At 70.8% G+C, this 11,984-nt stretch carries 13 protein-coding genes; 8 read left to right on the forward strand and 5 right to left on the reverse strand.

The window, feature by feature from the left end; all coding sequences use genetic code 11:
• The first annotated feature begins 149 nt into the window (after positions 1-149).
• Positions 150-353 (forward strand): cold-shock protein, encoded by a 204-nt coding sequence (locus ABZ848_RS14395; RefSeq protein WP_003992177.1) that lies wholly within the window; start codon positions 150-152, stop codon positions 351-353.
• A 116-nt stretch (positions 354-469) separates the two neighbouring features.
• Here the strand turns inward: ABZ848_RS14395 and ABZ848_RS14400 are convergent, their stop codons facing one another.
• Positions 470-1,033: an XRE family transcriptional regulator gene (locus ABZ848_RS14400; RefSeq protein ID WP_360830592.1), complete on the reverse strand. Its 564-nt coding sequence runs from the start codon at positions 1,031-1,033 to the stop codon at positions 470-472.
• Positions 1,034-1,101: 68 nt separating this feature from the next.
• Between ABZ848_RS14400 and ABZ848_RS14405 the strand changes: the two genes are divergently transcribed.
• Genes ABZ848_RS14405 through ABZ848_RS14415 form a run of 3 tightly spaced genes read left to right on the forward strand, consistent with a single transcriptional unit; the run spans position 1,102 to position 2,763 of the window.
• Positions 1,102-1,782 (forward strand): AzlC family ABC transporter permease, encoded by a 681-nt coding sequence (locus ABZ848_RS14405; RefSeq protein ID WP_360830595.1) that lies wholly within the window; start codon positions 1,102-1,104, stop codon positions 1,780-1,782.
• The gene (locus ABZ848_RS14410; protein WP_360830597.1) at positions 1,779-2,093 is read left to right on the forward strand and encodes an AzlD domain-containing protein; all 315 of its coding nucleotides are present in this window, start codon (positions 1,779-1,781) and stop codon (positions 2,091-2,093) included. Before ABZ848_RS14405 ends, ABZ848_RS14410 begins: the two co-directional genes overlap by 4 nt.
• 31 nt (positions 2,094-2,124) lie before the next feature.
• Positions 2,125-2,763, forward strand: coding sequence for a methyltransferase domain-containing protein (locus ABZ848_RS14415; RefSeq protein ID WP_360830600.1), 639 nt, complete (start codon positions 2,125-2,127; stop codon positions 2,761-2,763).
• On the opposite strand, the gene kstD is transcribed toward ABZ848_RS14415, so the two are convergent.
• Positions 2,760-4,550 carry a 3-oxosteroid 1-dehydrogenase gene (gene kstD / locus ABZ848_RS14420; RefSeq protein WP_360830603.1) on the reverse strand — a complete coding sequence of 597 codons (1,791 nt, stop codon included), beginning with the start codon at positions 4,548-4,550 and terminating at the stop codon, positions 2,760-2,762. The two genes, ABZ848_RS14415 and kstD, sit on opposite strands and share 4 nt — an antisense overlap.
• A 192-nt stretch (positions 4,551-4,742) precedes the next feature.
• On the reverse strand, positions 4,743-5,270 hold the full coding sequence (locus ABZ848_RS14425) for a DUF6817 domain-containing protein (protein ID WP_360830950.1): 528 nt from the start codon (positions 5,268-5,270) through the stop codon (positions 4,743-4,745).
• Between the two features lie 218 nt (positions 5,271-5,488).
• On the opposite strand from ABZ848_RS14425, the gene ABZ848_RS14430 reads away from it, so the two are divergent.
• Positions 5,489-6,394: a LysR family transcriptional regulator gene (locus ABZ848_RS14430; RefSeq protein WP_360830606.1), complete on the forward strand. Its 906-nt coding sequence runs from the start codon at positions 5,489-5,491 to the stop codon at positions 6,392-6,394.
• On the opposite strand, the gene ABZ848_RS14435 is transcribed toward ABZ848_RS14430, so the two are convergent.
• Positions 6,321-6,803 carry an ATP-binding protein gene (locus tag ABZ848_RS14435; protein WP_360830609.1) on the reverse strand — a complete coding sequence of 161 codons (483 nt, stop codon included), beginning with the start codon at positions 6,801-6,803 and terminating at the stop codon, positions 6,321-6,323. The genes ABZ848_RS14430 and ABZ848_RS14435 overlap by 74 nt on opposite strands.
• A 116-nt stretch (positions 6,804-6,919) precedes the next feature.
• Here ABZ848_RS14435 and ABZ848_RS14440 point away from each other — a divergent pair, with 116 nt between their 5' ends.
• From ABZ848_RS14440 to ABZ848_RS14450, 3 genes are read left to right on the forward strand one after another with little or no spacing between them, the layout of a single operon-like run.
• On the forward strand, positions 6,920-7,774 hold the full coding sequence (locus ABZ848_RS14440; RefSeq protein WP_360830611.1) for a helix-turn-helix transcriptional regulator: 855 nt from the start codon (positions 6,920-6,922) through the stop codon (positions 7,772-7,774).
• Positions 7,771-7,959: a DUF397 domain-containing protein gene (locus tag ABZ848_RS14445; RefSeq protein WP_360830614.1), complete on the forward strand. Its 189-nt coding sequence runs from the start codon at positions 7,771-7,773 to the stop codon at positions 7,957-7,959. The genes ABZ848_RS14440 and ABZ848_RS14445 overlap by 4 nt, the downstream gene beginning before the upstream one ends.
• Positions 7,960-7,987: 28 nt before the next feature.
• Positions 7,988-8,437 carry a hypothetical protein gene (locus ABZ848_RS14450; RefSeq protein WP_360830617.1) on the forward strand — a complete coding sequence of 150 codons (450 nt, stop codon included), beginning with the start codon at positions 7,988-7,990 and terminating at the stop codon, positions 8,435-8,437.
• Between the two features lie 34 nt (positions 8,438-8,471).
• Here ABZ848_RS14450 and ABZ848_RS14455 read toward each other — a convergent pair whose 3' ends face one another.
• Positions 8,472-11,966, reverse strand: a complete 3,495-nt coding sequence (locus ABZ848_RS14455) for a HEAT repeat domain-containing protein (RefSeq protein WP_360830620.1) — start codon at positions 11,964-11,966, stop codon at positions 8,472-8,474.
• Positions 11,967-11,984 lie beyond the last annotated feature (18 nt).

Below are 11,984 nucleotides of genomic sequence, written 5' to 3' on the forward strand. Positions count from 1 at the left end.
GCAGTTTGGTTTCCCTTGCAGTACAGAGCCTGCGGAGCATGTAACCGCGGGCTCTAGTCGTTTTCAGACGTATGCAGTTGTGCGGGACTTTAGTTTTCACACTTGCAGGGTTCTGGAGCAGGGCAACCCTTTGGGCCCAAGGAGGGCTTATGGCTACCGGAACCGTGAAGTGGTTCAACGCCGAAAAGGGCTTTGGCTTCATCGCCCAGGAAGGCGGCGGCCCCGACGTCTTCGTTCACTACTCCGCGATCAACGCGAGCGGCTTCCGTTCGCTGGAGGAGAACCAGCAGGTCTCCTTCGACGTGACCCAGGGCCCGAAGGGCCCGCAGGCGGAGAACGTCACCCCCGTCTGATCAGTCCGATCAGTCTGATCATTCGGTCTCGGAGCCTGGTGCTTTGATCCGGAACAGATAGCAGTACCCAAGGAGCCCCGCGCCGCAAGGTGTCGGGGCTCCTGCCTTTCCCCGCGCTACACGTGCTGCATGACCAGCACGAACGTCGTCCCGGGCGCCAGCGCCTCGTACGAGTGCGGCACATCCCCGCGGTACGTCATGTAGTCCCCGGGCTCCAGCTCCACCGTCTCCCCCGCCGGCCCGGCCTTCACCCGCCCGGTCCCGACGATCAGGTGCTCGACGGTCCCCGGAATGTGCGGTTCCGATTCCCGTACCGCGCCCGGCTCGGCCCGCAGGTGGTAGATGTCCCGGCGCGCCCCGGGCGGGCTGGCACTCAGCAGCGTGGCCGCGTACTCGGCCTTCTCGGACGCCACGCTCGGCCCCTGTCCCGCCCGGATGACCTGCACGGACGGCGCGGGCGGCTCCACCAGAACACTGAACGGCACGCCCAGCGCCACACCCAGCGCCCACAGCGTCTCCACGCTCGGATTCCCGGCCCCGGCCTCCAGCTGCGACAGCGTCGACTTCGCGATCCCGGCCCGCTTGGCCAGCTCGGACAGCGACAGCCCGGCGCGGGCCCGCTCCCGCTTGAGGGAGGCGGCGATCCACTCCAGGGGGAGGCGGGACGGGCTGTCGGTCATGTCGTTCGCTCCATCGGTACGATCGTTCACCTTGACGAACACTTCCACTGCTGTCCATTGTAGAGAACATGCGTACGGCAGAACGAACATCCTGGCGCGGGGAGCTGATCCGCGACGCCTCGCTGCTCTGGCTCGCGGGCGGTGTCGTCGGCGTCTCCTTCGGCGCGATCGCCGTGGCCGGCGGTCTTCCGGTGTGGGTGCCGGTGACCATGTCCCTGATCGTGTACGCGGGCTCGGCCCAGTTCAGCGCGGTCGGCGTGCTGCTCGCCGGGGGCGGCCCGCTGGCGGCGGCCGCGACCGGCCTGCTCCTCAACACCCGCACGGCGGCCTTCAGCCTCGCCGTCGCGGACGTCATCGGCCGGGGCCGCTGGGCCCGCGCCCTCGGCGCCCACCTGGTGACCGACGAGACGACCGCCTTCGCACTCGCCCAGCCTGATCCCGTACGACGCCGGGCCGCCTTCTGGGTCTCCGGGCTCGGCCTGTTCACCGTCTGGAACGTGGGCGTCCTGCTGGGCGCGCTCGCCGGGAACGCGCTCGGCGACACGGCGACGTACGGCCTGGACGCGGCGTTCCCGGCGGTGCTCGTGGCACTCGTACTGCCGACTCTCCGTGAAGACGCGCGCATACGACGATGCGCTCTGCTCGGCGCGGCGATCGCCCTCGCTCTCACGCCTGCCGTCCCGGCGGGCGTGCCGGTGCTGCTGGCCCTGTGCGGCCTCGCCCTCCACACCCGGAAGGACCCGGCATGAACCCGACGGTCGTCATGATGCTCGCGCTGGCGGTTGGCACGTACGCCTTCCGGCTGGTGGGACCGGTGCTGCACGGGCGGGTCGAAATCCCGCCCCGGGCGCAGGAGTTGCTGTCGGCGGGCGCGATCGTCCTGCTGGCCGCGCTGCTGGCGACCGGGGCGCTGACCGAGGGCGGGGGGTTCGCGGGGTGGGCGCGGCCGGCCGGGGTGCTGGTGGGAGGCGTACTGGCGTGGCGGCGGGCGCCGTTCGTGGCGGTGGTCCTCGGGGCGGCGGGGACGGCGGCGGTGCTGCGGGCGGTGGGGGTGGCCTGACTGTCAGTGGGGGCGGCTAGGGTCCGCGGGCATGACCGACGCAGAGTTCGTGACCAGTACTCGGATCTTCTACGACGCCATCGCCGAGGACTACGCCCAGCTCTTCCTGGATCCGCTCGCCGAGTCCCCGCTGGACCGGGCCGTGCTCGCCGGGTTCGCCGAACTCGTGGGCAAGGGCGGGGCCGTGGCCGATCTGGGGTGCGGTCCCGGCCGTGTGACGCGGTTTCTCGCCTCCCTCGGGCTGGACGTGTTCGGGCTCGACCTCTCGGAGTCGATGCTCGCCATCGCCCGCCGCGAGCATCCGGAGCTGCGGTTCGAGCGTGGGTCGATGCTGGCGCTGGACCTCGCGGACGAGGCCCTCGCCGGGGTGGTCTCCTGGTACTCCTCCATCCACACCCCGGTGGACGAACTCCCTTCCCTGTTCGCCGAGTTCCACCGTGTGCTCGTGCCCGGCGGCCACCTCCTGCTCGCCTTCCAGGTCGGCGACGTGCCCCGCCGCCATGAACAGCCCTTCGGGCACCCGGTGACGCTGGACTTCCTGCGCCGCCGCCCGGAACAGATGGCGGAGCTGCTCCGGGCGGCCGGTTTCGCGCCCGTCTCACGCACCCTGCGCGAGCCCCGGGGCACGGAGCCGACCCCGCAGGCGGCCCTGATCGTGCGCAAGGACTAGAGCGCCCCCGCGATGTCCAGCGCCGCGATATAGCCGAACGTCATCGCCGGGCCGATCGTCGAGCCCGCGCCCGCGTAGCTGTGGCCCATCACCGCCGAGCTGGCGTTCCCGGCGGCGTACAGGCCGGAGATCACCGTGCCGTCGGGCCGCAGTACCCGGGCCCGCGCGTCCGTGATCATGCCGCCCTTCGTGCCGAGGTCGCCGGGGACGATACGGAAGGCGTAGTACGGGGGCAGCCAGAGGGGGGCGAGGCAGGAGTCGGGGAGGACGGAGGGGTCCGTGTAGTAGTGGTCGTAGGCGCTGTCGCCGCGGTGGAAGTCGGTGTCCGTGCCTGTCAGGGCGAGGGAGTTGAAGCGGTTGACCGTGGCGCGGAGGGCGGCCGAGGAGACGCCTACCGCCGTGGCCAGGGCGTCCAGGGTCCATGCCTTGTACGCGGCGCCGGACGTGTACCAGTCGTCCGGGAGTACGAAGGTCGGGGCGACGTCCTTGAAGAGGTACCGGTTGCGGTAGTTCTGGTCGACGATCAGCCAGGCCGGGATGTCGGGGGCGGTGGGGTTGCGCTCGTACATGGTGTGGACGACGTCGCTGTAGGGCGCGGCCTCGTTGACGAAGCGGGCGCCGGCCTGGTTGATGAGGAGGCCGCCGGGGAGGGTGCGTTCGGCGAGGCAGAAGTACGGCTGGTCGGGGAGCGGGATGGCCGGGCCCCACCAGGCGTCCTCCATCAGGCCGAGCGCGGCACCCGCCGCCTGCCCCGCCCGGATGCCGTCGCCCGTGTTCTCCTTCGCGCCGACCGTCCAGTCCGTCCCGATGGGCTGCTGCTGGTACTGGGCCCGCATGGCCGCGTTGTGCTCGAAGCCGCCGGAGCCGACGACGACGGCCCGGCGGGCGCGGACCAGGCCGGAGGCGCCGTCGCGCGTCACGACGGCCCCGGTCACCTTGCCGTTCTCGACGTACAGATCGGTGAGCGGGGTGTTGAGCCAGACCGGAACCCCCGCGTCCAGCAGCCCCTTCCGCAGCCCGGCGGCCAGCGACTGCCCCATGGTCAGCGGCGTCTGCCCCAGCGCCGCCGCCTTCGTGCCGCGCGCCAGGCACTCGGCGGCGACGGCGGCGCCCTTGACGCTCACCGCGGCGAGGGCGAGCCACTTGTAGTCGGCGCTGAAGACGACCATCCCCGTCGGAACCTGCATGTACGGCGGGTTGAGGTGGGCGAGCTCGGCGCCCAGGAGCTTGCCGTCGAGCTGGTCGGGTTCGATGGAGCGGCCGTTCGGGAGGCCGCCGGCGAGCTCGGGGTAGTAGTCGCTGTAGCCCTCCATCCAGCGGAAGCGGAGGGGGCTGTTCGCCATGACGAAGGAGATCATGGCGGGGCCGTGGGCGAGGAAGGCCTGCTGCCGGGCGGCGGGGACGTCCGAGCCGACGACGGCGGCGAGATAGGCGGCCGCCTTGGCCGGGGTGTCCGGGACGCCGGCGGCGAGGATCACCGGGTTGTTGGGGATCCAGATCCCGGCACCGGAACGGGCCGCGGACCCGCCGAAGGTCGGCGCCTTTTCGAGTACGACGGTGCTGAGCCCCCGCTTGGCCGCCGTGAGGGCCGCGGTCATCCCGGCCGCGCCGGACCCGATGACGACGACGTCGTACGTGCCGAGGAGGGGGAGGTCGGCGGCGGCCGCCCCGCGGGTCCCGGCCGCGAGGGCGAGGCCGGTGGCGGCCGTGGTGCCGAGCACTTGGCGTCGGCTGGGACGTCCGCCGGGAAGGTGGGTGGGTCTCGCGGGTTCCGCGCTCGTGGCCATGGCAGGTCGCTCCAACCGGACGAGGGATGGGGTGAGTTGCTCAGGTGCGGAGGTGCGGAGGTGCGGGGTGATGCGGATTTTCGGCAGGTGTGGGGAGGGGAATGTGGCGCGGGGGTCTTGGGAAGTCAAGAGCCGTGCCGCGAGCCGGCCTCCGGACGTCAAGAGTGGTGCCGCGAGCCCGGCCTCCGGACGTCAGGAACCGTTGTGCCGCCGGGCCGAGCCCAGGACGGCGAGGCAGTCGCGCCAGGCGGCCTCGCTCAGCAGCGGCTGGAAACGGGTGAACAGGGCGAGGAGTTCGGGCCCCCACTGGGTACGGAAGTCCCGGTTGCGGTAGGCGAGATCGAGCTCGTTGGCGGCGGTGAGCTCGGCGAAGTCCTGGCGGAGGTGGGTGGGCGGGGTGAGGGCGCGGCCCGTGAAGCGGTCGCGGAAGTAGCCGCCGGGAGTGGCGAAGTCGGGGTAGCTGGCCCGGCGGTCGCAGCTCGCGTAGAAGTAGACGATCTCCTCGGCTTCCGGGCCGATCACGGCGGCCAGTTCGGCGCGCCGGTCGAGGGAGAGCAGCGCGGTGGGGAAGCCGTCGGTGCCGTACGCGGCATGGGTCAGGCCCGCGAGTTGCAGCGCGGGCCGGGCGCCCCAGCCGGCGAGCCGGGCGCGCACCCGGTCGAGATGCGCGAGCAGCGTCCCGCCGGGATGCGACTGCTGATCGGCGCCCAAGTCCCGCATGAGGGCTGTGGCTTGGTGGGTGACAGGTGTCCGCTGCACGGCGGCTTCCCTTCGACGTCTGGGTCGGCACCCGCTCCCTCCCCCCGGCCGGTCCGGATCCGGCTGGGGACGCGGAGCGGGTTGCCGCCCTTTGGGCCCTGCGAGGATCGTCGTACGGGCGGGTCAGCAGAGTCAATCCTTGGGATTTGTGGCGGGCCCCAAGTGTTAGCTTGGATCTCATGACCCTCGATGACCTGCGCGTATTCGTGGCGGTGTGCCGGGCCGGGAGCCTCAGCGCGGTGGCCCGGGACCTGGGTTGTACACAGTCGGCGGTGAGCCAGCACGTGAAGCGCCTGGAGCGCGAGACGGGCGTGGCACTGCTGGAGCGTCAGGCACGCGGAGTAGTACCCACCCAGGCGGGACGTCTGCTTGAGGCCGCGGCGGCCGAAGGGATCTCCGGACTCGACCTCGCCGTAAGGCAGTTGCGCGATCTCGTCGAGGGCGAGAGCGGGCACGTCCGCGTGGCGACGGGCGCGACGACGGTACGGCACTTCATGTCGGACGCGGTGGTGGCGTTCCGGCACCGGCATCCGAACGTCAACCTCGAGTTCCGCACGGTCAGTTCGGGCCGCGGGAGCTTCGACGCGCTGGCGGACGGGGCGCTGGACCTGGCGTGGATCACGCTGGGCCCGCCGGTCCGTGGCATCGAGCAGCGCCCGGTGGTGGAGTTGCCGTGGGTACTGGCGGTCCGCGCCGACGACCCCCTGGCCGACCGCGCCTCCGTGGACGCGGCCGAGCTGACCGGCGTACGCCTGATACGCCTGCCCCCGAACTCCGCGTCCGCCGCCCATCTGGACTCCGCCTGCGCGGAGTTGGGGGTCGGCTTCGGGTACGACACGAGCGTGGCCGACTGGGACACGGCGCTGCTGCTGGCGGAGCTGGGGGTGGGGCGGGCGGTGGTGCCGGCGCTGCCGGGGCTTGCGGTGCCGGGGGAAGGGGCGTTGCGGCTGATCCCCGTACCCCTTCTCCGTCCCCTCCCCGTCGGGTGGGCGGTACGGCGTTGGGACGCTCTCAGTCCGCCGGCGCGGGCGTTCGCGGACACGGTGGTGGAGAGCCGGCGGAGGAGATCGACTCCGGCTCCCTGAGCGGGAGTTCGGCCCAGACGGTCTTGCCGACGGGGCGGTCGCTGACGCCCCAGGTGGCGGCGAGGAGAGAGACGAGGACGAGCCCTCGCCCGTGCTCGCTCTCCGGCTCGGTGACGAAACGGAGCCGGCGGTCGCCGCGCGGATCACTGACCTCGATACGGAGAGTGTTCCCCGGGAGGAGCAGCAGCCGCAGCTCGAAGTCCCGGCCGGGGACGCGGCCGTGGGTGACGGCGTTGGCGGCGAGCTCGGCGACGAGGTGCTGGGCGGTGTCGTTCGCGTCGGAGCCGTGGGGGTAGCCCCAGTCCGTGAGCTGGGCGGCGGTGAGTCTACGGGCGAGGCGGGCGCCGCGTGGGGTCGCGCTCAGACGCTGGGTCAGTTCGTCGGTGGGGGTGGAGATTTCGGCGTTCACGTGACTGAGCGTGGTGGGTTGTCCCTACTCTGACCAGGAGCAACCCGGCGACTCTCGGTAGCTGTACGGGTGCGAAGGGTTCGGTGTCGGTTTGTCGGGTGGGAGGGGTGAGGCGCGTGGGTGAGCGGAGGCCGGAGACGCCCGCGGAGGCCGAGGGGACGACGGCGTTGTTCGTCGCGCTCGGCAAGATGCTCAAGTTCCTGCGCGAGCGGAAGGGACTTACGCAGAAGGAGTTCGGGAAGCTGGTGGGGTACGGGCCCGACGCGATCTCGGCGATGGAGCGCGGGGTGCGGATCATTCGACCGGAGGTGTTGAAGCAGGCCGACGAACTGCTGGATGCCGGGGGGCTGTTGCTGGAGGTGATTCCGGATGTCGAGGAGGCGATGACGCGGTCGCGGACTCGGCATCCGGAGTGGTACCGGAGCTATGCGGGGTTGGAGGCGGAGGCGGTTGAGCTGCACTTCTATGCCAACAGCGGTGTGCCCGGCCTGTTGCAGACCGCGGATCACGCCCTGGCCGTCTTCGTGAAACGTCGGCCCTTCCTCGACCAGGAGACGATCGAGAGGCGAGTGGCGGACAGGCTCTCCCGGCAACAGGTCTTCGACCGTGACCCGGCTCCGATCGTGAGCTACGTCCTCGAAGAGGTCCTGCTGGACCGGCCCATCGGGGGACGGAGTGTGCACGCGGAGCAGCTGCGGCGCATGCTGCACGTGGGCCAGATGCAGAACGTCGAGATCCAGGTGATGCCGACGCGGGTGGAGGAACACCCCAGCCTGGACAGCGCGTTCAACCTGCTGACGCCCAAGGGACGCGGGCAGGTGGCGTACACGGAGTCCCAGGGGTACCCCCGGCTGCTCACTGATCTGGAAGAGGTACGGAAGATCGCGGACCGCTATGGGATCATGCGGGCGATGGCACTCTCCCCTTCGGAGACCCGGAAGTTGATCGAGCGGAAGCTGGAGGAGCTATGAACACCGAGCAGCTCGCCTGGTTCAAGTCCAGCTACAGCAGCGGCGAGGGCGGCGAATGCCTCGAAGTCGCCGTCACCCCGACCACCATCCACCTCCGCGACTCCAAGCAGCCCACCGGTACCGGCCCGCACCTCACCCTCTCCCCCTCCACCTGGGCCGCCTTCCTCACCAGCGTTTCCAAGTGACGTGAGGGAGGGCCCGGATCCGACGGGGATGCTCGAACGCCCCGGGACGCGGAAGCGGCGGCGGACGTGGTTCCGGCTGCTGGTCGTCGTGAGTCTGGGCGCGCTCGTCGGCGTGGCCCTGTGGCTGTATCCGCAAGCCGAGCGGCTGGTCACGGGGGAACGGGCCGAGGTGCTGAGCGTGCGGCAGTGTTCCACTCGGCCCTCCAAGGGCGCGCCGCTGTATACCTGCCCCGCGACCTGGCGTTTCTCCGACGGTCGTACCGGCGAGGGGGACGTGGACGCGGGGGCCGAGCGGACGCGGAAGGGTTCCGTCGTGTTCGCTGGTGACCGCTGGGGATACGACTCACGTGAAGAGCTGACGTGGGACGTGGCGCTGAAGGGCGTCGTAGTCCTGCTGATCCTGGGCGAACTGACCGTCCTGCTGGCCATGTCCCGGTCCTGGAGCAGGCGCAGCTACAAACTGCCGCGCGGCATCTGAGACACCGGGCATCGGTGGGTTCAGGGCCTTCCTCTCAGGGGAGTTGGTCGGCGAGGGGCGCTAGCGCTTCCGCTGCCGCCAGGGCGCGGGCGGACTCCACGCGTACGCCTTCGTCTTCGTCCGCCTCGGCCCGCTCCCGCAGCAACGGAATCGTCGCCGGGTGGGCCGGCCAGCCGAAGGCGAGGCACTGGACGGCGGCGACGCGTACGGCGGGGTCGAGGTCGGTGGTGAGCGCCTGGCGCAGGGGCTCGACGACGCTGTCGTCGGTGTCGCACACGGCCCACCAGAGCAGGGCTTCGACCCGGATCTCGGGGGCGGGATCTGTGGCGAACTCCCTGATCAGCGGTTCCTCCTGGTCGCCCGTGGCCAGTAGAGCGAGGGCCAGCTTCCTGACCGGCCTGTCCGCCTCGTCGATGGCACGCTCCCGCAGCGTGGCGCGCCGCAGGCCGGCCTCGTCGTCCTCCTGGAACCTGAGAAGGCGGAGTGCCGTGATCCGTACTTCCGTCTCGGGATCGTTTCTCAGCCGGTCCAAGGTCAGGGTCCATGCGTCGGAACGGTCCCCGAACTCGGCCATCGCTTGAAGGACCGGCGCGCGGGCGATCCCGTCGGACTCCCCGGTGACGAAGTTCCAGGCTTCCGCCCAGGTCTCGGGGTCGTCCGGCCGCAGCTTGACCAGGCCGGCGAGAGCGTGTCTGCGTGCGTAGGGATTGGTTTCCCGCGCGGCACGCTCGCGGAGGAACTCCCACGTACCGTCCTGTTCACCCGCCACCTCGACGAGGTCGGTGCATGCGGCCCCACGCACGAACGGTTCTTTGTCCTCGACGGCTTGACGCCGTGCCAGATGCTCCGTGACGGGGGCGTCCGGGTGCGCGTAGCGGAGAGTCTGCAAGGCGCCCAGTCTGACGGTCCAGTCCACGTCGTTCACCGCACGGTCGAGAAGGAGCTCCGTTTTCTCGGGCCCGTCCGCGAGCAGATCCAGTGCCTCCCGCCTGAGAAAACCGAGGGGGTCCTCCAGCGCCCTCCACCGGATCAGTTCCTGCAGCTGTTCCTCGTCAGGCCCGGAGGTGAGGCCCAGACCACGTAGCGCCGCGGCGCGCACGGCGTATTCCGAGCCTTCCACGACCAGCCGGCACAGCAGGTCCCGGACCTCGGAGTGGGTCCCCCGGTACTGGGCCAGGAGGGTCACGGCCTGCGCCTGCTCCGGAGCCAGTTGCATGACGGGCGCCCACAGCGCTTCGGCCTCGTCGTCCTCGCGCAGGGACAAGGCCGGTGCACGCACCTCCAACGCGGTGTCCGCGACAGACCGTTCCCTGATCAGAGCCATCACCTCCGGTGCGGCTCCGGCCACCTTCGACAGCTCCAGCAACGCTCGGGCACGCACCTTGTCGTCGGGGTCCGACAGCGCGCGGTCCCTGAGACACTCCTGGACCAGCGGCTCCGAACCACACTGCGTGGCCAGCATGTTGAGAAGGCTCAGGCGCACAGGGGTGTGCTGGGCATGTACGGCCAGGGCCAGTGGCACCCTTGGCTCCCGGTACGACGCGGCGGCCAGCTCCGACCGCCCGTGCCACGGATTGAACTGTCCTCGCAGATGGAACCAGCGCTGCAGCAGCCGGTGGCCGCTCCACTGAGGCGGGAACGATCTCAGCGCCGAGAGGATGTGATCCGTCGAGTCGATGAGGCCGTACTCCGAATCGGCTGTCTCCAGGCACCGGATGATCGCGTTCACCACCCCCTGACTCTGCCCCGCCAGCCTGCCGATCCTGCGTACTTCCGACAGGGCACGCACCGCCAAGGCCAACAGCGGGACCTGCCAGGACGGTTCGGGTCGTCGGCTGTGCATCCGCAGCAGCAGGTCGATCGCCGCCGCGGCCTCTGTTTCCCCGATCCGCCCGATCAGCAGCAACAGCACCTCGTGCCACGCCGGGTCCTCCGCGTGCGCCGCGAAGACCTGCTCGACCAGTCCGTCCGGGGTCCATTCCCGATAGCGGGTGTAGCGCAGTTCGATGTCCTCGGCCGCGAGGTACTCCAGGAACGCCCGGTGGACGAATCCGTACACCCCCGCTCCATAGTGGCTGAGGATGAAGTTCCGCTCGCGGAACTGGCGGGCCATCGTGCGGGCCGCCGACATCGCCTGCGCGGTCGGCAGTTCGTACTGCTCACACAGGTACTTCTTGAAGGTGGCCAGCAGCACGTCCTCGTGGATGTGGTTGCCCGCGATGCCTCCCTCACCGTCCTGCATCTGGCGGGCGACGAGGCGCAGCAGCTCGTGGCGGTCCTCGTCACCGAGGAACGAGAGGGCCTCGACGTCCGTCCGGGCACGCAGGTGCTTGGCGTGTTCGTCCCAGTGCGCGATCAGTACGGCGACCGCGTGCCGGTAGACGCCCTGACGGTCGCGGGGCAGTTCGCGTCGCCGGCCGACGATGGCGAGGATCGTCAACAGCAGTGGATTGCCGGCGAGTTCGGCGACCGGGCGGGAACGGGAGAGGGCTTCGACGAGACGTCGGAACAGCTGTGCGGCCCGCTGCTCGTCGTGCGGGTACGCGGTGTCGTACCACTGACGGGCGAAGCTCTCGATCTGCTCCCTGCTCAGGTCCTGGATCATGTAGTGCCCGAAGCCGGAGCGCTCCAGTACTCCGCGCCGGTAGCCGATGAGCCGGGAGGTCACCACGACGCACACGCCGAGCGCCCCGTACCGTCCGGCGAAGTCCGCGATCCGGTGGCTCACCTGCTCCCGCGCGGCCGGGTCGAACAGCTCGTCCAGGCCGTCGAAGACGACCACGGCGCGCCCCTCCGCCAGGAGCCGTTCCAGGACGGGAAAAGGCGGCGCCATTCCTTTCGTACCGTGCAGATGCTTGAAGAAGTCCTCGAAGGTCCGCTCTCGCCACTCCCCCGCCGCGTACTCGCGCAGTTCCACGACGAGAGGCACCCGGCCGGCCAGCGGTTCCAGCGTGTCGCCCGGCGGCACTCCCCGGGTGAGCGTGAGGGCGAGGTGGCGGGACAGCGTCGACTTGCCCGCACCGGGGTCGCCGAGCAGGACGACGCGGGACTCGGACGGATCGGCCAGTACCTCCAGGACGTCCCTCGCGGGACGCTCCGCATAGGCCTGCCGGGCGCGTTCCAGCGCCTCCAGCTCCAGCCCCGGCGGCAGACTCGACGGCCACTCCCCCGCGTCGACCAGCCGCTGCCGGATGTCCCGCGGCAGCTCCACCGGCGGCGGGTCCGCCCGTACCGTCGGTGCGACGAACACCTCGTCCAGGCCGACCGGCGGGTGCTCCCCTTCCTCCGTGGGGATCAGCACCTCCAGGTCCAGCCGGCCGTACGTCTCGCGGATCCGGACGGCGTACCGCCGTAGCGCCTCGGCGGTCTGCTCCGAGGTCAACTCGGCGGCGGGCGAGGCCTGTTGCACGTACTGGTTCTCGATGTACGTCGCCGTGCTGTGGTCCCCGGTCGCGGCCGCCCCGACGTTCCCGCCCGCCCCCACCGAGCGCTCCCCGCCCGCCGCGACCTCGTTCGTGTCCCCCGCCATGGACGAAACCGTAGCGGG

It is taken from the genome of Streptomyces sp. NPDC047081, from assembly GCF_040643775.1.
Classification (GTDB): Bacteria; Actinomycetota; Actinomycetes; order Streptomycetales; family Streptomycetaceae; genus Streptomyces.